At 72.4% G+C, this 20,725-nt stretch carries 16 protein-coding genes; 4 read left to right on the plus strand and 12 right to left on the minus strand.

Features of this window, described 5'->3' with window-relative positions:
* Window positions 1-18 precede the first annotated feature (18 nt).
* The gene (gene glpK / locus ACFYUV_RS47005) at window positions 19-1,530 is read right to left on the minus strand and encodes a glycerol kinase GlpK (RefSeq protein WP_387681617.1); all 1,512 of its coding nucleotides are present in this window, start codon (window positions 1,528-1,530) and stop codon (window positions 19-21) included.
* A 21-nt stretch (window positions 1,531-1,551) separates the two neighbouring features.
* Window positions 1,552-2,358, minus strand: coding sequence for an MIP/aquaporin family protein (locus ACFYUV_RS47010; protein ID WP_387681620.1), 807 nt, complete (start codon window positions 2,356-2,358; stop codon window positions 1,552-1,554).
* 104 nt (window positions 2,359-2,462) lie between these two features.
* On the opposite strand from ACFYUV_RS47010, the gene glpD reads away from it, so the two are divergent.
* Window positions 2,463-4,151 (plus strand): glycerol-3-phosphate dehydrogenase, encoded by a 1,689-nt coding sequence (gene glpD, locus ACFYUV_RS47015; RefSeq protein ID WP_387681622.1) that lies wholly within the window; start codon window positions 2,463-2,465, stop codon window positions 4,149-4,151.
* Between the two features lie 43 nt (window positions 4,152-4,194).
* Here glpD and ACFYUV_RS47020 read toward each other — a convergent pair whose 3' ends face one another.
* From ACFYUV_RS47020 to ACFYUV_RS47030, 3 genes are all read right to left on the minus strand, one after another.
* A complete protein-coding gene (locus ACFYUV_RS47020; RefSeq protein WP_387681623.1) occupies window positions 4,195-5,181 on the minus strand; it encodes a S66 peptidase family protein in 987 nt (328 codons plus the stop codon).
* Window positions 5,182-6,348 carry a HesA/MoeB/ThiF family protein gene (locus tag ACFYUV_RS47025; RefSeq protein WP_387681625.1) on the minus strand — a complete coding sequence of 389 codons (1,167 nt, stop codon included), beginning with the start codon at window positions 6,346-6,348 and terminating at the stop codon, window positions 5,182-5,184.
* 147 nt (window positions 6,349-6,495) lie between these two features.
* Window positions 6,496-7,704 (minus strand): MFS transporter, encoded by a 1,209-nt coding sequence (locus ACFYUV_RS47030; protein ID WP_387681628.1) that lies wholly within the window; start codon window positions 7,702-7,704, stop codon window positions 6,496-6,498.
* Between the two features lie 362 nt (window positions 7,705-8,066).
* Between ACFYUV_RS47030 and ACFYUV_RS47035 the strand changes: the two genes are divergently transcribed.
* Window positions 8,067-8,579 carry a hypothetical protein gene (locus ACFYUV_RS47035; RefSeq protein ID WP_387681631.1) on the plus strand — a complete coding sequence of 171 codons (513 nt, stop codon included), beginning with the start codon at window positions 8,067-8,069 and terminating at the stop codon, window positions 8,577-8,579.
* Window positions 8,580-8,604: 25 nt separating this feature from the next.
* Window positions 8,605-9,513, plus strand: coding sequence for a cation diffusion facilitator family transporter (locus tag ACFYUV_RS47040; protein WP_387681634.1), 909 nt, complete (start codon window positions 8,605-8,607; stop codon window positions 9,511-9,513).
* Window positions 9,514-9,560: 47 nt separating this feature from the next.
* Here ACFYUV_RS47040 and ACFYUV_RS47045 read toward each other — a convergent pair whose 3' ends face one another.
* The 6 genes from ACFYUV_RS47045 to ACFYUV_RS47070 all read right to left on the minus strand — a co-directional run bounded on the left by ACFYUV_RS47045 (window position 9,561) and on the right by ACFYUV_RS47070 (window position 17,597).
* On the minus strand, window positions 9,561-10,484 hold the full coding sequence (locus ACFYUV_RS47045) for an ABC transporter ATP-binding protein (protein ID WP_387681636.1): 924 nt from the start codon (window positions 10,482-10,484) through the stop codon (window positions 9,561-9,563).
* Window positions 10,484-11,458: an ABC transporter ATP-binding protein gene (locus tag ACFYUV_RS47050; RefSeq protein ID WP_387681639.1), complete on the minus strand. Its 975-nt coding sequence runs from the start codon at window positions 11,456-11,458 to the stop codon at window positions 10,484-10,486. Before ACFYUV_RS47050 ends, ACFYUV_RS47045 begins: the two co-directional genes overlap by 1 nt.
* Complete coding sequence (locus ACFYUV_RS47055) at window positions 11,455-12,420, minus strand: ABC transporter permease (protein ID WP_358296429.1); 966 nt, start codon at window positions 12,418-12,420, stop codon at window positions 11,455-11,457. The genes ACFYUV_RS47050 and ACFYUV_RS47055 overlap by 4 nt, the downstream gene beginning before the upstream one ends.
* Window positions 12,417-13,334, minus strand: a complete 918-nt coding sequence (locus ACFYUV_RS47060) for an ABC transporter permease (RefSeq protein WP_387681642.1) — start codon at window positions 13,332-13,334, stop codon at window positions 12,417-12,419. Before ACFYUV_RS47060 ends, ACFYUV_RS47055 begins: the two co-directional genes overlap by 4 nt.
* 34 nt (window positions 13,335-13,368) lie before the next feature.
* Entirely contained in the window at window positions 13,369-15,006 is a 1,638-nt protein-coding gene (locus ACFYUV_RS47065; RefSeq protein ID WP_387681645.1) for an ABC transporter substrate-binding protein, read from the minus strand.
* A gap of 77 nt (window positions 15,007-15,083) precedes the next feature.
* Window positions 15,084-17,597, minus strand: coding sequence for a collagenase (locus ACFYUV_RS47070; RefSeq protein ID WP_387681648.1), 2,514 nt, complete (start codon window positions 17,595-17,597; stop codon window positions 15,084-15,086).
* 153 nt (window positions 17,598-17,750) lie between these two features.
* Between ACFYUV_RS47070 and ACFYUV_RS47075 the strand changes: the two genes are divergently transcribed.
* Complete coding sequence (locus tag ACFYUV_RS47075) at window positions 17,751-18,707, plus strand: LysR family transcriptional regulator (RefSeq protein WP_364341531.1); 957 nt, start codon at window positions 17,751-17,753, stop codon at window positions 18,705-18,707.
* Window positions 18,708-18,732: 25 nt separating this feature from the next.
* Here ACFYUV_RS47075 and ACFYUV_RS47080 read toward each other — a convergent pair whose 3' ends face one another.
* Window positions 18,733-20,724 (minus strand): dipeptide ABC transporter ATP-binding protein, encoded by a 1,992-nt coding sequence (locus tag ACFYUV_RS47080; RefSeq protein ID WP_387681651.1) that lies wholly within the window; start codon window positions 20,722-20,724, stop codon window positions 18,733-18,735.
* Window position 20,725 lies beyond the last annotated feature (1 nt).

The following is a 20,725-nucleotide window of genomic DNA, read 5'->3' on the forward strand; positions in this document are numbered from 1 at the left end:
GCGCGCCTTCGGCGGCGGTCAGGTCTCCCAGTCGAGGGTGCGGCTCACCGCGCGTTTCCAGCCCTCGTACCCCTTCTCGCGCTGCTCGTCGGTCCACTCCGGGTTCCAGCGCCGGTCCTCGGCCCAGTTGGCGCGCAGCTCGTCGGTGTCCTTCCAGTAGCCGACGGCCAGCCCGGCGGCGTACGCGGCGCCCAGCGCGGTCGTCTCGGCCACCACGGGACGGCTGACCGGCACGCCCAGGATGTCGGACTGGAGTTGCATGCACAGGTTGTTCGCGGTGACGCCGCCGTCGACCTTGAGCACGTCCAACACCACGCCGGAGTCCTGCTGCATGGCCTCCACGACGTCCCGGCTCTGGTAGCAGATGGCCTCCAGCGTGGCCCGCGCCAGGTGGGCGTCCCTGTTGTAGCGGGACAGGCCGACGATCGCGCCGCGCGCGTCGGGCCGCCAGTACGGCGCGAACAACCCCGAGAACGCCGGGACGAAGTAGATCCCGCCGTTGTCGGTCACCTGCCGGGCCAGGTCCTCGCTCTGCGCGGAGGACCGGATGATGTGCAACTGGTCGCGCAGCCACTGCACGGCCGACCCGGTCACGGCGATCGAGCCCTCCAGCGCGAACACGGCCGGCTGGCCGGCGAACTTGTAGGCGACGGTGGTGAGCAGGCCGCGCTCGGAGCGTACGAGGTCGGTGCCGGTGTTGAGGAGCATGAAGTTGCCGGTGCCGTAGGTGTTCTTGGCCTCGCCCGGCGAGAAGCACACCTGGCCGACGGTGGCCGCCTGCTGGTCGCCGAGGATGCCGGTGATCGGCACCTCGCCGCCGAACGCGCCGTACCTGCTGGTCGTGCCGTAGGAGGCGGGCTCGGAGGACGGGCGGATCTCCGGCAGCATCTCGCGCGGGATGTCGAAGAAGGAGAGCAGCTCGTCGTCCCACTCCAGCGTCTCCAGGTCCATCAGCATGGTGCGGCTGGCGTTGGTCACGTCGGTGACGTGCACGCCGCCGCGGGCGCCGCCGGTGAGGTTCCACAGGGTCCAGGTGTCGGTGTTGCCGAAGACCGCCTCGCCCCGCCCGGCCGCCTGGCGCACGCCCTCGACGTTCTCCAGGATCCACTGGATCTTGCCGCCGGAGAAGTAGGCGTCCGGCCGCAGGCCCGTCTTCCTGCGGATGACCTCGCCGCGGCCGTCCCGTTCGAGCTGCGCGGCGATCCTGGCGCTGCGGGTGTCCTGCCACACGATGGCGTTGCAGTACGGGCGGCCGGTGCGCGGGTTCCACACGACCGTGGTCTCGCGCTGGTTGGTGATGCCCACGGCGGCCAGGTCGGTGTCGTGCAGCCCGGTGCGCTGGAGCGCGGTCTCGATCACCGCGGAGGTCCTGGTCGAGATCTCGATCGGGTTGTGCTCCACCCAGCCCGCCCTGGGCAGGATCTGCTCGTGTTCGAGCTGGAACTTGCACACCTCCAGGCCGCTGTGATTGAAGATCATGAACCTGGTGCTGGTGGTGCCCTGGTCGACGGCCCCCACGAAATCGGGCATGGTCGTTCTCCTCCGTTCGGGTCAGACGCGGCCCGCGTCCTCGATGTCGGGCTCGGGCTCGGGGAGGAACCGGGCGATCATGAGCTGGTAGAGCCCGGCGCCGGCCAGGCCGCCGAGCAGGGGGCCGACGATGGGCACCCAGAAGTACAGGTCGCCGTACTGGTCGCGCCAGGCGCCGGAGTAGCCGGTGAGGTAGCTGGCCAGGCGCGGCCCGAAGTCGCGCGCCGGGTTGATCGCGTAGCCGGCGTCGGCGCCCCACGCCATGCCGATGCCGACGATGAGCAGGCCGATGACCACCGGGCCGAGGTTGGCGCCGGGCGCGAGGTTGTGCGAGTCGGACAGGGCGTACAGGACGAACATCAGGATGGCGGTGCCGATGATCTGGTCGCGGAACCCGCCCCAGGCGCCGACCGGGAGCGTGCCGTTGCCGGGCAGGGTGGAGAAGACGGTCTGGGTCTTCAGCGTGTGCCCGGGGTCCACCTTGTTCAGCACCTCGGTGTAGTTCCAGCGCACCAGCAGCGCCCCGACGAACGCCCCCACGGTCTGCGCCAGCGAGTACGGCAGCACCTTGGCCCACGGGAACCCGCGGAAGGTCGCGAACGCCAGCGTGACGGCCGGGTTGAGATGGGCGCCGGTGATGCGGCCGGCGACGTAGACGCCGAGCGCGACGCCGATCCCCCATGCCCAGGCGATGCTGTCGTGATCGCCGAGGCCGGCCGCGACCACTTGGGCGACGACGCCCACCCCGAACAGGATGAGCACCATCGTGCCGGCGAACTCGGCGATGAGCTCACCGGCCAGTTCCAGGCGTTTGACACGTTCGACCACCGCTGTCCCCGCTTTCGTGGTGTCGGCGTTGTGTGCCATTCCCTGATCGGGGAAACGTATACGGATCGTGAGCGTTTGAGCACAAAGTGTTGTTCGGGGGATCCATGAACATGACCGGGGCGATGGACGCCAGGAACCGTCAGGCCGCCATCGACCGGCTGGCGGAGCAGTCCTTCGACGTGCTGGTGATCGGCGGCGGCGTGACCGGCGCGGGCGCCGCGCTGGACGCCGCCTCCCGCGGGCTGCGGGTCGCGCTGGTGGAGAGCCGCGACCTGGCCGCCGGCACGTCGAGCAGGTCGAGCAAGCTCATCCACGGCGGGCTGCGCTACCTGGAGCAGTTCGACTTCAAGCTGGTCCGCGAGGCGCTGAAGGAGCGCGACCTGCTGGTCTCGCGGCTGGCCCCGCACCTGGTCAAGCCGGTCACGTTCCTGTATCCGCTGCAGCACGGGCTCATCGAGCGGCCGTACGTGGGGGCCGGGCTGACCCTGTACGACACGTTGGAGGGCATGCGCCGGCCGATGCCCCGGCACCGGTACCTGTCGGTCAAGGAGTCGCGCCGGATGGCGCCCGGCCTGCGCGCGGACGCGGTGTCGGGCAGCATGATCTACTTCGACGCCCAGGTGGACGACGCGCGCTTCACCCTCACCCTGGCCAGGACGGCCGCCGCGCACGGCGCCGTGGTCGCCACCCGGACGCGGGTGGTCGAGATGCTGCGCGACCAGGGCAGCGAGCGCGTCGTCGGCGCCCGTGTGCACGACGAGGAGACCGGCCGCGACCTCGACGTCAGGGCGGACGCCGTGGTGGTGTGCGCGGGCGTGTGGACCGATCCGATCAACGGGTTGCCCGGCTCGGCGCCGGCCGGTTTCAAGGTCAGGATGTCGAAGGGCGTGCACGTCATGGTGCCGGGCGAGGCCATCGACTCGGCCACCGGCATGATCATCCCGACCGAGAAGAGCGTGCTGTTCATCATCCCCTGGACGCGGCGGCGGTGGATCGTCGGCACCACCGACACCGAGTACGACGGCGACCGCGAGGAGCCGGCCGCCACCGGCGAGGACATCGACTACATCCTCGACCGCGCCAACGCCGTGCTGGCCCGGCCGCTGACCCGTGACGACGTGGTGGGCGTCTACGTCGGCCTGCGCCCGCTGGTGGCGGCCGACGAGAGCTCGGCGACCACGAAGCTGTCCCGCGAGCATGTCGTGGACGTGCCGGCGCCGGGCCTGGCCACGATCGCCGGGGGCAAGTTCACCACGTACCGGGTCATGGCCAAGGACGTGGTCGACGCGGCGCTGGAGGGCTTCGACGTGCCGGAGTCGGTGACCGACCGGCTGCCGCTGATCGGCGCGGACGGGCTGCCGGCGGTGCGCGCGTCCGTGCGGCGGCTGGCCGAGGACCACGACGTGGACGCCGACGTGGTGGAGCATCTCGTCCAGCGCTACGGCACGCTCGCGATGGAGGTGCTCGCCCTGGTCGACGACGACCGCTCGCTCGGCGAGGCGCTGGTGGAGGGGTGCCCGTGGATCAGGGCCGAGGTCGTGTACGCCGTCACGCACGAGGGCGCGCTGCACGCCGAGGACGTCCTGTCGCGCCGGACCCGGATGCTCATCGAGGCGATCCCCGCCGCGCTCGACGCGGCCCCGGTGGTGGCGCGGCTGATGGCGGGGCTGCTCGGCTGGGACGAGGCCCGGGTGGAGGCCGAGGCGGCGCGCTGCCGCACCCTGGTCGAGGCCGAGCGCAGGGCCCTGGCCGAGGCCACGGCCCCGCGCCGCGAGCCCGCCGCCGCGTCCTAGCGGCGGGTCACCGGCCGATCGAGGGGCACCGGTCGATCGAGGGTCAGTGGCGTACGAGGGTCAGCGACGGTTCCGGGCCGACCGTCAGGCGGGCCCGGCCGCCGACCGGGAAGGTGGCCAGCGGGTTGGTGTGGCCGACGTCGACGTTGGCCAGGACGGGGACGTCCCGCAACCCCGGCTGCGTCTCGACGATCTGCTCAAGCAGGTCCCGGGTCATCCGGCTGGCCTGCTGGAACCGCCCGATCACCAGGCCGCGGACGGTCTCGGCGCCCGGGAGCTGGAGCAGCGAGGTGAGGTTGCGGGCGAAGATCGCCGGGTGGGACTCCAGGTCGTCCTCCACGATCAGCAGCGCGTCGTCGAGTGACGGCATGTACGGCGTGCCCTGCAGCAGGTTCAGGGTGCAGAGGTTGCCGCCGACGACGCGCCCCTCGGCGGCGCCGGGCCGCAGCGGCCACCAGCCCTCGTTGGGCATCGGCTCGCGCCCGTCCTGGTCGAGGAACCACAGGTCGTCGGTCCAGTACTTCGACGCCCCCAGCTCGACCGGCGCGTCGCCGAACAGGACGGCGGCGAACCACTCCAGGGTCTGCTCGAAGTGGTCGCGCATCCCGAACGTCGACCAGTGGGGCCCCGAGTACGTGACCAGCCCGGCGCGGGCGAGGACGGCGTTCTGCAGGGCGGTGATGTCGGAGTAGCCGCACAGGATCTTGGGGTTGGCCCGGATCAGCTCCCAGTCGAGGTGCGGCAGGAGCTCGTTGCAGTTGTAGCCGCCGATGACCGTCAGGATCGCCGCCACCGACGGGTCGGCGAAGGCGTCGTGCAGGTCGGCGACGCGGGAGGCGACGCTGCTGGAGTGGAAGGCGTCCCGCTCGTCTACGTGGCGGCCGTAGGTGAGCGTCAGGCCGAGCTCGGCGAAGCGGGCGTCGATGTGCGCGGTGTGGTCGTGCTCCATGACCATCGCGCGCGAGCAGGCCGGCGCGACGACGCGGACGATGTCGCCCGCCTTGAGTTTGGGGGGATGGATGACGTCCATCTAGCGAAGCATAGGCGAGCCGCTCTCCGCCTCCGCCCACACGGCGAACGAGGCCGCGTCGGCGCCGTCGCCGCAGACCGGGCAGCCGTCCGGGTCGCGCGGCCACTGGGACATGACCTCCAGCTCGCCGGTCTCGAAGTGCACGTCGAGCTGGCGGCCCAGGGCGATCGGCTCGGCGTGGCCGGTGACCAGCCGGATCGCCTCGCCGGTGATCAGCGAGGCGATCAGTGCGATGTGCGGGGCGAAGGCGAGGGTGACCCGGCCGTGCTCGGCCCGCAGCGCCCCGGCGAGCTGGGCGAGGTAGCTGGGGTCGGCGCGCGAGTAGTACAGGTGCAGGCAGTCCATGCAGCCCGTCTCGTGCGGACGCACCGAGAACAGCCGGCCCCGGGTGACGAACGAGCCGCCGCACACGTACGGCACCCCCTCCTGCACGCAGCCCGCGTTCACCCGGCGCTGGGCGACGAACGGCGGCTCGTCGATCGCGCAGATCGCGACGTCGGCGCCCCGGACGAGCCGGGCGACGTCGGCGGCCGACTCGATCCTGCGCTGCACGGCGGCGAACTCGACGCCGGGGTTCACCTCCCTGGCCGTCCGCGCGGCCACCGCGGTCTTGTACGCGCCGAGGTCGCTCTCCCGGTAGAGGAACTGCCGGTTCAGGTTGCTCAGCTCGACCCGGTCGTAGTCGACGGCCGTGATCCGGCCGAACCCGGCCGCCAGCAGCATGGGCAGGATGTACGAGCCGCCGCCGCCCAGGCCGAGCAGCACGCAGTGGGCGCCGCGCAGCCGGTCCTGCGGCTGCTCGCGGGCGGCGGACAGGCCGGCGTAGTGGCTGAAGTAGTTGACGTTGCCCTGGTAGCGGCGCGCGTCGCCGCCGTCGTACGGGCTGGGGCGGGCGTCCTCCAGGAAGCCGCGGCCGTCCAGGTCGCGTACGGCGCCGAGCACGTCCTCGACGCCGATTCCCGGGTGCGCCCGGCCCACGGCCGCGGCGACCTCGCCGAGCGTCCGGGTGCCGTCGAGCGCCTCGACGAGGGTCCAGAGTTGTCCGTACGGGTCGGTGAAGTCGACGGTGACGCCTGCCTGGGCGCCGATCCGGAACCGAGTGCCGTCCAGCCGGTACACCGGGTAGATGGGTTTGACGCGGATGAGTCTGTCGAGCGAATCGGGCATCTTCCTTCGTCCTTGTCGTCGGGTCGGAAATGGCCGGACGGGCATCCGGGGGGCGGCCGTACCCCCCGGATGCCCTCTTGCTGTCTGCCGCTTTCCGCGGCCTGTCGCCGGGATCAGAAAATGATCCAGCTCACCTCGACCGGCGCCTCAGTGCCCAGGTCGTTCATCTCGTACGTCATGCGATTCACCCCCTCTCGCGAATGTCCGGACCGGCCCGGAGACGAGACCGGCCACGCCTGCCGCGGTCACGAGGGCGGCGCCGAAGAGGAACACCGTCCTCGGTCCGGCCGCGGAAGCCAGGAGTCCCGCGAGCAGCGCGCCCACGGGGAAGAGCCCGAACGAGGCCATCAGCAGCGCCCCGGACACGCGCCCGCGCACCGCCGCGGGCAGCGTGGTGTGCACGACGGTGATCAGCAGCACGTTGCCCGCCGCGTTCGCCGCGCCCGCGCCGAGGAAGAGCGCCGCGGGCCAGACCCGGCCCTCGGCCAGGCCGACCGCGCCGAGCAGCGCGGCCTGCGGGAGCATCAGGAGCACCGCCGCCCGTACCGGGTTGCGCGGGGCGGGCAGCAGGCCCGCCGCGACGCTGCCCGCCAGCGCGCCGAGCCCGAAGGCCCCCAGCACGATCCCGTACGCGGTGGAGAACGTGGCCGGCGCGCTCTCGTGCAGCAGCGCCGGCAACCCGACCTCCAGGATCCCGGCGAACCCGAGATTGCCGACGGCGGCCAGCGTCAGGATGGCCCTGAACAGCGGGAACCCGCGCACGACGGCCCACATGCCGGGCCCGCCGCGCCCCCGCTCCGGACGCACCCGGCCGGGGCGCGGCCGGACGAACCACAGGGTCGCCACCGACACCGCGAACGAGGCCGCGTCCACGGCGAGCGCCGGCCCAGGGCCCAGACGGGCGACGAACACGCCCGCGACCACGGGCCCGGTCAGCGCGACGGCCTGCGCGGTCGCGTAGTTGCGGCTGTTGGCGCTCTGGACCCGCGACTCCTCGACGATGTCGGGGATGACGGAGAAGTTCGCCGGCAGGAAGGCGCCCCCGGCCAGGCCGAGCACCGCCGTGCCCGCCGCCAGCGCCCAGAGCCGGTCCGCGCCGTCCCAGGCCAGGGCGCACAGCAGCCCGGCGGCCGGGGCCCGCACGAGGTCGGCCGCCAGCATGACCGGCCTGGGCGCCCAGCGGTCCGCGAGCGGGCCGCCGAGCATGAGCCCGATCAACCGGAAGACGCCGTAGACGGTCAGCACCGTGCCGAGGGTCGCGGTGCCGTGCCGCAGCAGCACGATCCCCGGGAGGGCGACGACGAAGAACTGGTCGCCGAACCCGGAGAACCCCTGACCGGCGATGAGCAACGCCAACGACGACACCGGAGAACGGCGCCGCCCGCTGACGTGGCCGGTGTGGCCGGCGGGTATCAAGGACTCCGACGAATGACTCACGTAATACAGGGCGTTCCATCCCGTTCCGGACCCGTTCCATTCGCGACCGGCCCGCCCTCACCTGGTCATGAGGCCCTGCGCCTGCCTGGCGTTGAAGCCGGGACCACCACCGTGCCCCGTCATGAACCGCCTCGACCTGGGCCGCGGGAGGACCCTGACGGTACGGGTCCAGGCTCCGGACTCGGTCGAGTGGGCTCTGCGCGTCACTCGGTGAGCACGTGCGGCGGCGCGCCGGGCGAGGCTCCGGGGCCGGGTCCGTCCCGGCGCCTAGGGTGTTTGCCATGGTCAAGTGGCTTGTACTCCTGCTGGCTTGCTCGCTGACCGGATGCGCCGGTCCCGTCGGGACGGCCGGGCGCACGTCGCCGTCCGCGCCCGCGCCGCCCGGATCCGCCGCGTCCGAATCCGCGCCGGACGGGTCCGCGCCGGACGGGTCGTCCTCCGGTGCCGCCGCGGGCGAGGGCGGGCGGGAGGTCGGCGGGTGCGCGGACGCCCGGTGCGAGGTCACCCTCCGGGCGGGCGACGTCCTGAAGTTCGGACAGCGTCACGGGGTCTCCCGGTTCGCCGTCGCGAGCGTCCAGGGCGACAAGGTCACGTGGGAGGCGGACTTCACCGGGGCCGGGGACATGAGCTCCCAGGGCGAGCAGGGCGGCGCGTCCACCTGCAAGTTCGACGAGGGCGGGGGCTGCTCGGGCTACATCCGGGGCGTCACCACGCTCACCCTGAACGACGTCGTCCTGCGCTTCCTCTCCTTCGACCGCGGCCGTGCCGTCGTACGGGTGACACCGAAGCGATGACCGCCGGCCGGGAGGTCGTGCCGTCATGAGCGCGCAGCCCAGCAGCCGGACCAGCGTGATCGTCACGATGGTGGTCGTGGGGGCGCAGGCCGTCGTCCTCGGGGTCCTGGCGGCGGTCACCGGCTCGGCCATCCTGTACGCCGAGGCCATGTTCAGCGTGGCCGACTTCGGGGTGGAGGTGTTCCTGCTCATCGGGCTGTCGCGGGTGGCGCGCCCGCCCGACGAGCGGCACCCGCTCGGCTACGGCCAGGAGATCTTCTTCTGGTCGCTGTTCGCCGCCGTGGGACTGTTCGTGGGCGGGGGCGTCGCCTCGATCGTGGAGGGCCTGGGCGAGCCGTCGGCCTCGGGCGGTTCGTACGCGCTGGGCTACCTGGTGATCGTGCTGATCACGGTCAGCGACGGGTGGGCCCTGGTCGTCTCGGTACGGGCGCTCGGCGCGCGGGCCACGGTCACCGGCCGGTCGTTGTGGGCGGAGCTGCTGGCCGGCAGCGACCCGGCTGCCAAGACCGTGACCCTGGCCAACGCGGCGGCCGTGGTCAGCGGCCCGATCGCGGTGGCCGGCCTCGCGCTGCACCAGGCGACCGGGAACGAGGTCTTCGACTCGCTGGGCAGCGTGCTGATCGGGGTCCTGCTGGTCGCCGTCTCGGGCCTGCTGCTGCGGCTCAACCAGAACCTCATCGCCGCGCCCAGCGTGGACGCCGCCGACCTGGCCCGCATCCGCCGCGCGATCGTCGAGGTGCCGGACGTCACGGGGGTGCGCGGGGTGATCGCTGTGATCGTCGGGCCCCACCAGGTCATGGTGGCCGCCCGGGTGACCCTCGCCTCGGCCACCGACCTTCCCCGGGCCGAGCGGGCCATGGCCGCGGTCGAGGAACGGCTGCGGCGGCGTCCGGAGATCCGCGAGGTCTACGTCACGCCGGTCGCCCCCGAATGAGCCCGGGCCGGCCGCCGCCGCCCTTCGGGATCTCTACGCGAGCCCGCTCACTCCTCCGGGAAGTGGCAGCTCACCTGCCGTCCCCTCACCGTCGTGAGCATGGGCGGCTCGGTCCGGCACAACGGCTGCGCCTTCGGGCAGCGGGGATGGAAGGTGCAGCCGGGCGGCGGCGCGAGTGGGCTGGGCGGGTCGCCGTGCAGGACGATGCGCTCCCGCGTGGCCTCCACCTCCGGATCGGGCACCGGCACGGCCGACAGGAGCGTGCGCGTGTAGGGGTGGGCGGGGTCGGAGTAGACGGTGTCCGACGAGCCGGTCTCCACGATCCGGCCCAGGTACATGACGGCGACCGTCTCGCACATGTGCCGCACCACCGACAGGTCGTGCGCGATGAACAGGTAGCCGAGCCCGAGGTCGGCCCGCAGGTCGGCGAGCAGGTTGACGATCTGGGCCTGGATGGACACGTCCAGCGCCGAGACCGGCTCGTCGCAGACCACCAGACGGGGCCTGGAGGCGAGCGCGCGGGCGATGCCGATCCGCTGCGCCTGGCCGCCGGAGAACTCGTGGGGGTAGCGGTCGGCGTGCTCGGCGTCCAGGCCGACGAGCCGGAGCAGCTCGACCACGCCGTCCCGGTCCACCGTCCGGCGCGGCCCGGCGACGATCTGCCGGACGGTGTGGCGCGGGTTGAGCGACGCGTACGGGTCCTGGAAGATCATCTGGAGCCGGCCGCGCATCGGCAGCAGGGCCCGGGGGCCCAGATGGGTGATGTCGTGGCCGTCGAAGGTGACGGTCCCGCCGGTGGGCTCCAGCAGCCGCACGATCATGCGCCCGGTGGTGGACTTGCCGCAGCCCGACTCCCCGACCAGGCCGAGCGCCTGGCCTTCCGGCACGTCGAAGCTCACGCCGTCCACCGCCCGGACCCGTTGCCCGCGGCGTCCGGAGAAGGTCATCCGCAGGTCGCGCACGGAGAGCATCAGTGGTCGGCTCCTTCCAGGTGGCACGCGACCCGGTGGGGGTCGCCGGTGAGCGGCGGGCGCGTGGTCGCGCAGACGTCCAGGGCGGCCGGGCAGCGCGGGTGGAACCGGCAGCCCGGCGGCGGCGCGAGCAGCGAGGGCGGCGCCCCCGCGATCGCCCGCAGCCGCGCCCGGCCGGGGGCCGCCGCCGCGCCGGTCAGCGCGTCCGGCGGCGGCGCGCCCGGCACCGAGTCCAGCAGGGCCCGCGTGTACGGGTGCAGCGGCCGTTTGAAGATCTCCCTGGCGGGGGCGTGCTCCACGGTCCGGCCGCCGTACATGACCAGGACGTCGTCGGCCATGCGCGCCACCACGCCCAGGTCGTGGGTGATCAGGACGACCGCGAGCCCCCGCTCCCGCTGGATGCGCGCGATCAGGTCGAGGATCTGCGCCTGGACGGTCACGTCGAGCGCCGTCGTCGGCTCGTCGGCGATCAGCACGCCCGGCTCGCAGGCCAGCGCCATCGCGATCATCGCGCGCTGCCGCATGCCGCCCGAGAAGCGGTGCGGATGCTCCCCGGCGCGCCGCCGCGGCTCCGGGATGCCCACCTCGGCCAGCATCTCGACCGCCCGCTCGCGGGCCGCCCGCCGGCCGGCCCCGCGATGCAGCCGGTACGCCTCGGCGATCTGCTCCCCCACGGTGAAGAAGGGGTGCAACGACGACAGCGGATCCTGGAAGATCATCGACACCGCGCTGCCGCGCAGCCGGCGCAGCCGTTCGGCCGGGGCCCCGACGAGCTCCTCCCCGTCGAGCTCGATCGACCCGGCGACGGTCGCCCGGCGGTGCAGCCCCAGCAGCGACAGCGCGGTCACGGACTTGCCGGAGCCGGACTCGCCGACGACGCCCAGGGTCCGTCCCCGCTCGACGCCGAACGACACGCCGTCCACGATCCGGACGTCGCCGAAGCTCACCGACAGGTCGCGCACGGAAAGGATCACGAGTACCTCACCCTGGGGTCGATGACCGCGTAGACCAGGTCCACCAGCAGGTTGGCCAGCACGATGAAGAAGGCCGCGAGCAGCGTCGTGCCGAGGATCACGGGCTGGTCGGACTTGACGATGCCGTCGTAGGCGAGCCGGCCGACGCCGGGCAGGCCGTACACGGTCTCGGTGATCATCGCGCCGGCCAGCAGGCCGCCCAGGTCCATGCCGAAGACGGTGACGACCGGCGTCATGGCCGCGCGCATGCCGTGCTTGGCGACGACCGTCCGCTCGTGCAGGCCCTTGGCGCGGGCCGTCCTGATGTACGGCTCGGCCATCGTCTCGATCATCTGCGCCCGGGTGAGCCGGGCGTACATGGCGGCGTAGAGCGCGGCCAGCGTGACCCAGGGCAGGATCAGGTTGCCGGCCCAGGCGGCGGGGTCGTCGGTGAGCGGCACGTACGCGGGGTACGGCAGCAGCCCGGTCACCCGTACCGCCAGCAGGAGCAGCACCATCGCCACGAAGTAGACCGGCAGGGACGCGCTGGTCAGCGTGGCGATCATCAGCGTCCGGTCCAGGGCGCTCCCCCGGCGCAGCGCCGACACCACCCCGACCGTGACGCCCACGGCCAGCCACAGCAGGGCCGCGCCGACGGCCAGGGACGCGCTGGCGCCGAGCCGGTCGATCAGCAGGTCCCAGACCGGCAGCGCGTTCTGGTAGGAGAAGCCGAGGCAGGGCACGTGGCAGCCGGGGCGCCCGGCGACGATGCCCGCGACGTAGCCGCCGAACTGCTCCCACAGCGGCCGGTCCAGCCCCATCTGCGCGCGCACCTCGGCGACCCGCTCGGGCGTGCAGGTCTTGCCGCACGCCTGGACCGCCGGGTCGGACGGCAGCACGTAGAAGATCACGAAGGTCACCGCACAGATCACCAGCAGCACGCCGGCGACCGCGAGGGCCCGTCTGGCCAGGTACGACGTCATTGTGCCGCCCCCTTCGGGTCGACGGCGTCGCGCAGGGCGTCACCGAGGAGGGTGAAGGCGAGCACGGTCAGGAACAGGCAGGTGCCGGGGACGAGAAGGTACATCGGGTCGACCTCGTACCAGAGCATCGCCTCCTGGATCATCTGCCCCCAGGACGCGGTCGGCGGGCGCACCCCGACGCCGAGGAACGACAGCGCCGCCTCGGTGCCGATGTTGGCGGGCACCGCGAGCGTGGCGTACACGAGGATCGGCGCGGTGATGTTGGGCATGATCTCGCGGAAGACGATGACGCCGTTCAGCGCGCCGCCGACCCGGGCGGCGTCCACGTACTCGCGGTGCTTGACGGAGATCGCCTGCCCCCGGACGATCCGCCCGATGTACGGCCAGCCGAACCCGCCCATCACACACACCAGCAGGACCATCCGGTCGCCGTCGGGCATGACCGAGATGAGGGCGATCATGAAGATCAGGCTCGGGAACGACATGAGCAGGTCCATGGTCCGGCTGATCACCGCGTCCGCCCAGCCGCCGAGGTAGCCGGCCAGCAGCCCGAGCACGGTGCCGAGCAGCACCGACACCAGCGTGGCCAGGGTGGAGACCATCAGCGAGACGCGGGCGCCGTAGACGACGCGGCTGAACACGTCGCGGCCGTTGACGGGCTCGACGCCGAGCCAGTGCTCGCCGCTGACGCCGCCCAGCGCCCCCTTGGGCACGCCCGCCAGCTCCTGGTCGATCGCGGAGGGGTCGAAGGCGTCCGGCGGCCAGCCGTTCAGCTTGGTGAGCAGCGGCGCGGCGAGCGCGACCAGCACCAGGACCGTCACCACGACCAGCGCGAAGCGGGTGGCGGCGCCGCCCAGCAGGCGCTTCCTGACCAGCCGGGCGGGCGGGCCCGCCGTGACGACCGTCGCCGTCATGTCCGGCTCCGCCGGTATCCGGGGTAGCCGTTCCTCACTTCTGCCTCACCCCCAGGACGGCGAAGTCGAGCTGCCCGGACCAGACGGGATGGCCCACCGCGCCGGAGACGTCCTTGCCGACCAGGATCGGCTTGCGGTCCCACGCGTACGGCACCGCCGGCGAGGACTGCATGACCTGCCGGTCGAGGTCGACCCAGGCGGCTTCGGCGGCCTTCGGATCGCTCATGGCCTGGATCTCGTCGATGCGCTTCTGCACCGCCTCGTCGCGGAACTGCCAGACGTTGCCGGAGTTGCCCTTCTCGACGATCGTGCGCCCGTCGAACAGCAGCGGCAGGAACGTCGCCCCGGACGGGTAGTCGGGGCACCAGCCGTAGGTGAACAGGTCGGGCGTCTTGGCGGTGTCGCCGACGGTGTCGTAGTAGACCGAGGGATCGACCGGCGTGAGCACGACCTCGACGCCCGCCCGCTTCAGCGACGCCTGCACGGCCTCGCCGAGCGCCTTGTCGCCGGTCGAGATCGTCATCCGCACGTTCAGCGCCTTGCCGCCCAGCAGGGCCTTGGCCTTCTCGACGTCCCCGGTCGGCGGGAGGTGGAACACGTCCTGCGGCGTGCCGCCCGACAGGGCCGGCGGCAGGTAGGAGGTGGCGATCGAGGTCATGGCCGGGCCGCCGGCGGCGGTCTGGAGCGCCTGCTTGTCCAGGGCGAAGTGCACCGCCTGCCGGGCCTTCAGGTCGTCGAAGGGCGGCTTGGAGGTGTTGAAGCCGATCATGTCGGTGCATCCCGACATGGCGTTGACCAACCGGGACTTCACGTCCGGCCGGGGCAGGATCTTGGCCAGGCTGGCGGCGCTGACGTCGGTGTAGGCGATCGAGGTGGCGTCCTCGCCCCTGCTCTCGATGAGCCGGTCGTCGATCACGCCCTGCCGCAGGCCCTGCTTGACCACGATGCGGTCGGGCGCGGCCTTGCGCACCGGGTCGGTGGCCGCCGACCAGTGCGGGTTGCGCACCAGGACCATCTCCTTGCCCCGGTCGTAGCGCTCGATCTTGTACGGCCCGGAGGAGAAGGGCCGGTTGTCGTACTGCGCGCCGGTCTCCTTCGCGGCCGGCACCGGCGCGAACGTCGGCAGCGTCACCGTGGAGGAGAACTCGGCGACCGGCCGCTTGAGGCGGAAGACGATGGTCCGGTCGTCCGGGGTCTCGATCGAGTCCAGGTGCCGGCCCTTCAGCGGGCCCTTGTAGCCGTCGGCGCCGGCCAGGTAGAGCTGGGCGTAGTTGGGGCCGCCGGGCAGTTCGGGGGCGAAGGAACGCTCCACGTTGTACTTGATGTCCTTCGCGGTGACGGGGGTGCCGTCCTCGTACTTGACGCCGTCCTTGAGGGTGAAGGTCCACACCTTGCCGCCCTCGGAGGCGGTGCCCAGGTCGGTGGCCAGATCCGGGACGATCTCGTGGCTGCCCGCCTTGAAGGTGGTGAGGGTGCGGTAGAGCAGCCGGATGCCGAAGTCCATCTGGGGCATCGTCCAGTTGCGGGCCGGGTCCAGGTGGGAGAAGTCCTGGTTGGACAGGATCGTCAGGGTCCCGCCCCCGGCCGCCGTCGCCGGGGTGGCGGCCTTGCCGCCGCCGCAGGCCGCCACGCCGAGCAGGAGCCCCGCGGCCAGCACGTTACGGAGAGTCACGGATCACTCCAGTGAGGTGAGAGGGCCCGGGCCGGGACCGGCGGGAGAGGGTTCGCCGGCCCCGGCGCCCGGGCGGTCTAGTACTCGGTCTTGACGCTCGCGCCCGAGAAGGTCTGCGCGGCGTGGAGGCTGATGTAGTTGTAGCCGGCGGGCGGGTTGTTGATCACCAGGGTCTCGGCGTTGCCCGACGCGGTGGAGCGCTGGGTGTAGGCCGAGGTGGTGGCCCAGGTGGCGGCGTTGTAGTAGAGGTCGGCGTTCCCGGTGCCGCCGGAGGCGGTGATGGTCAGCCTGGCCGTCCCGGCGGGCAGGTAGATGTAGAGGTAGGCGTAGTTGCCCTGGGTGGCCGACAGGTTGCTGCGCTTGCAGTTCTTGTCGAGCCTGCGGGTGTCGGAGGCGGTGCACTCCGGCGTCGAGCCGCCGCCGGTCGACACCGTGACCTGCTTCGACGTCGTCGCGGTGGCGCCGCCGTCGTCGGTGACGGTCAGCGTGACGGTGTACGTGCCCTGCGCCGCGTAGGCGTGCGACGGGTTGGCCGCGGTGGAGGTGGCGCCGTCGCCGAAGTCCCAGCGGCGGGCGGCGATGGTGCCGTCGGAGTCGGTGGAGGTGTCGGTGAAGGCGGCCGTCAGCCCGCTGGCCGTGGAGGTGAAGTTCGCGGTGGGCGCCTGGTTGCCGGTGCCGCCCCCGGAGCACGCCCCGGCCGCGCAGGCGGCGAGCCAGGTGTACCAGTCGGAGTCGTAGCGGCTGCCGAGCGTGCCGGTCAGGAACGACCGGGCGGTGCTCCACGCGCCGGTCCGGTACGAGCCGAGCAGCGTCGCGATGTCGGCCGGGTGCTTGTCGAACATGTAGCGGACGGCCAGGTAGCCCCACCGGTAGATGCGGGTGGTGTCATGGTCGTAGGTGGTGTTCCACAGCGTGCTCAGCGCGTACGTGCGCTTGCCCGCCTCGGTGATCGCCGCGTCGTAGACGACCTTGCGGTAGGAGTAGGAGACGTACTCGGCGAAGCCCTCGATCCACCAGATGGTCGGCGTGCTCACCCCGGCGTTGAAGTCGCCGTACATGTCGAACCGGCCGTCGAGGTAGTGGGTGTACTCGTGGTTGAGGTTCCAGATCTGGAAGTCGGGGCGCAGCCACTCGGCCTCGTAGGCGATGAACCTGGGCTGGTTGCCCGCGGCGGCGGGGTCGCCCTCCAGGTACATGCCGCCGTTGTTGGTGTCGATGCCGAACATCGCGCCGGCGTAGGTCTGGTAGTCGGTGCTGGAGTCGAAGACCACCACCTCCAGCGTGGTGTTGTTGTCGCTCGCGACCGGGCCGTTGTCCTTGACCAGGTTGTGGAAGAAGGCGTCCTGGTTGGCCAGGCTGGCGCAGGTGGCGGCGAGCTGGCTTGAGGTGACCTCCTGGGCCCGGATCCTGATGCTGGCGCTGCAGGTGTGGGTGATCGGCAGCACGGCGGCCGTCAGGCGGGCGGCCAGGTCGCAGGTGCCGTAGTAGGAGCAGTTGGCCTTGTCGTAGGAGTCGGTCATCTCGGCCACGCCCACCCACAGCGGCGCGGTGGCGCCGGTCATGGCGCTGCGGCCGAGCAGGTTCTTGGCCAGCGGCCGGACGACGGCCTGCAACGTCGTGTGCTGCAGGAAGCGGCCCAGCTCGCGCCCGGCGTTGGAGACGAGGTAGGAGCGGTCGGTGCCGAGCATGCTGAGGTGGTTCGTGGCGAAGGCGTTCAGGGAGTCCAGGACGCTGCGGTCGGCCTGCACGGCGCTGACGAACGCGGGCACCTGGTGGCCGCGGAACAGCACGGTGTAGACGTTGTTGACCGCGTTGAGCATCCACCACGACGCGTCGTAGGAGCTGTTGTAGCCGTCGAGCAGGCGCTTGACCACGTACAGGTAGCGGTCGTTCTGCTCGGCGCTGTCGATGAGGGTGACGGCCTCGCTCAGCACCTCCCCGTTGGCGTCGCTGACGGTCGAGGACCGGGAGTTGCCGAAGAAGGCGTCCAGGCCGGACCGGATCGCGGTGGTGAGCGCCTGGCCGTACGAGCCGACGTCGCCGGAGTTGTACCAGTGGACGTAGTAGCCGGCCCGCAGGTAGAGGACGAGCTGGGCGGTGCCGGTGGTGTTGTCGCCCGGGTAGTTCGCCGAGTCGTCGCGCAGGGCGTAGGCGACGGTCGTCATCTGCGCCTCGCGGAAGGCGTTGTAGGCGTCCGCGCCGGTCAGGTTGAACAGGGTGTTGACGCAGTCGGTGGCGCTGGCCTTGATCTGCTGGACCAGGGCGCTGCCGGTGCGGCTGGTGAAGTCGGAGACGTTGCAGGCGGCGGCCGCGGCGACGCTCTTGCGCGCCGACGGCCTGGCGTGCTCCGGCCGGGTGGCGGGTTCGTCGTAGTCGCGGCGGAGGGCGTCCTTGGCCGCGGGCTGGGGCGCCCGGTCACGGGTGTCGAGCCGGGACTTGGCGACGTGCGGGGCGTCGTCGGCCGGGACCGCGAGGCGGGCGGCCGGGGGCGGTTCGGCCGCCGCGCTCGCCGGTGTCGCGGCGAACGGCGGGAGTAGGGCTAATGCGGCCAGGGGGACGATCATCCGCCAGCCGTGCAGGACCTTGCGCACAAGAACCTCCGGGGGGTATCCGCATGGATGCGAGGTCGGGTACGAGTGTGCGGTCCGTCCGGAGGGCGTGGTCATACGACGCCGCATAAGTGTTGCCTATGGGCGTTCCCAATCCGTCGCCAAGAGCCATCACATGTCACATAATCCTGAGCTATGGACCTGGATCTCCGGCATCTCCGAATGGTCTGTACGATCGCCGAGGCCGGCAGCGTGACCAAAGCGGCCGCACGCCTCGGGCTGTCCCAACCGGCGATCACCACCCAGCTCCGCAGGATCGAGGAGATGGTGGGCGGTGAGCTGTTCACCCGCAGCCGGAACGGCGTCGAACCCACCCAGCTCGGACGTCAGGTCATCGCCCGCGCCCGGATCGTCCTGTCGGAGATCGACTCGCTCTTCGGCGACCTGCACGACGCGAACCCGGCCGTCACCGGGCTGCGGCTCGGGTGCAGCCACCTGGCGTGCGTGGCCAGCGTGGTGGACCGGGTCGGCGAGGCGTTACCCGGCCGGTCGATCTCCCTGCGCATCGAGCCGTCCAGCGTGCAGCTCGCCGACGCGCTCACCCACGGCCAGCTCGACGCCGCGCTCATGGGCATGATCGAGGGGTTCGACGTCCCGCTCACGCCACCGGTCGTCACCCGCACGCTGGTGCCCAGGTATCCCATCTTCGTGGCCATGGCCGCCGGGCACCCGCTGGCCGAGCAGCCCGAGGTGCGCCTGTCCGACCTCAGGAACGAGCGCTGGATCAGCCCGCCCGGCGCCGACGACGGCTCGCTCGCCGCCCTGCGCGCCTCCTGCCGGGCCGCCGGCTTCGAGCCGGACGTGCGCTACGACGCCCCGAGCGGCGCCGGCCGCCCGCTGGTCGCCGCCGGGCTGGGCGTACGCCTGGTGGACCCGACCTGGCCGGTGCCCGAGGGCACCGCCGTACGGCCGCTGGCGGGCGAGCCGCAGGTTGGGCACCTGGTCATGGCCTGGCGCAGGGACCTGATCGGCGCGGACGCGGCGGCGGCCATCTACCGCGGGCTCGCCGCCGCCTTCGAGGACCACATCGACGACAACCCCCTCTTCCGCCGGTGGTGGGACGAGCACCCGGGCGCCCATCCCCTCCGCTGACGGCCCCGACCGGCGCGCGTGGGCCTCACTCCGCCGTGCGCAGCGGGAAGTGGCAGGCCACCTGGTGCTCGCCGCCCGCCAGCGGCGGCTCGGTCTCGCAGATCTCCTGGGCGAGCGGGCAGCGCGTCCTGAACCGGCAGCCCGAGGGCGGGTTCTGCGCGCTGGGCAGCTCGCCCTTGATGGCGACGCTCGTGCGCGGCGCCACGCCCGGCTCGGCCGAGGGCACGGCCTCGATCAGCGCCTGCGTGTACGGGTGCCGGGCCTTCCTGACGACGTCGCGGGCCGGCCCGACCTCGACGAGCTTGCCCAGGTACATGACGCCGATCCGGTCCGACATGTAGTCCACGACGGACAGGTCGTGGCTGATGAACACGTACGACAGGCCCAGCTCGCGCTGCAGGTCGCGCATGAGGTTGAGCACCTGGGCCTGGATGGACACGTCGAGCGCGCTCACCGGCTCGTCGCACACGATCAGCCGCGGCTCCAGGGCCAGCGACCTGGCCAGCCCGATGCGCTGGAGCTGGCCGCCGGAGAACTCGTGCGGGTAGCGGTCGAGCACCCGTCGCGGCAGGCCCACCTGGTCCAGCAGGGTGCCGATGCGGGAGCGGCGGCCGGCCCGGTCGCCGGCCTGCTGGATCTCCAGGGGCTCGGCCAGGATGGAGTCGATGCGCATGCGCGGGTTCATCGCCGCGTAGCTGTCCTGGAACATGAGCTGGACCCGCCGGTGCATGGCGCGGCGGGCGCGCCGGTCGAGCGTGGCGATGTCGGCGCCGTCCACCACGATCTGGCCGGAGGTGGGCTCCTCCAGGCCGACGATCAGCCGGCCCACGGTCGACTTGCCGCAGCCCGACTCGCCCACGAGCCCGAACGTCTCGCCGGGGCGCACGTCGAAGCCGACCCCCGCGACGGCGCTGACCTGCGGCGCCTTGCGGCCCAGGGAGCCCGTGCCGTCGTAGTTCTTGACCAGGTCGCGGACGGACAGGATCGGCGCGGCCCCGGCCTGCGGCCCGGCCCGGTCGGGCCGCGGCCCGGCGGCCTCGGCGCGCGCCCGCGGCTGGAGCACCGGGTGCAGGCAGGCGTGCTGGTGCTCGCCGCCGGACAGGGTCACGTCGGTGGTGCGGCACTCCTCGGTCGCGAAGCGGCAGCGGGGGGCGAACCGGCAGCCGGTCATCGGCCGGGACAGGTCCGGCGGCAGGCCGGGGATGCTGTAGAGCGCGCCGTCGTCGTGCTCGGCCGCGCCGGGCAGCGACTCCATGAGGGCCTCGGTGTAGCGGTGGCGCGGCTGCCGGAACAGCTCGGCGGTGGTCGCGGCCTCCACCACGCGGCCGGCGTACATGACGGCGACCCGGTCGGCGCGGCTGGCGATCACGCCCAGGTCGTGGGTGACCAGGATGACCGCCATCTGGAACTCCTCGCGCAGGTCGTCGATGAGTTCCAGGATCTGGCGCTGGGTGGTGACGTCGAGGGCGGTGGTCGGCTCGTCGGCGATGAGCAGCCGGGGCGAGCAGACCAGGGCCATGGCGATGACCACGCGCTGGCGCATGCCGCCGGAGAGCTGGTGGGGGTAGGCGTCGGCGATCTTGTCGGGACGCGGCATGCCGACCCGGCGCAGGATCTCCACGGCCCGCTCGCGCGCCTCGGCCTTGCCGACGCCCTGGTGGACCCGGAGCGGCTCGGCGACCTGGGCGCCGATGCGCATGGTGGGGTTGAGCGAGGTGAGCGGGTCCTGGAACACCATGCCCATCTCGACGCCGCGGATCCTGCGCATCTCGGCGGGCGGCAGGGACAGCAGGTCGCGGCCCTCGAACAGGATCTCGCCGCCGACGACGCGGCCGCCGGACGGCAGCAGGCCCATGATCGACAGGGCGGTCATGGTCTTGCCGCTGCCCGACTCGCCGACGATGCCGAGCGTCTCGCCCTGCCGCACCTCCAGGTTGACGTGGTCGAGGGCGTGCACGACGCCCTGACGCAGCGGGATGTCGGTGCTGACGTCGCGCAGGCGCAGCAAAGGGCTCATG

Origin of the sequence: Nonomuraea sp. NPDC003560 (assembly GCF_042878785.1) — a bacterium.
Classification (GTDB): domain Bacteria; phylum Actinomycetota; class Actinomycetes; order Streptosporangiales; family Streptosporangiaceae; genus Nonomuraea.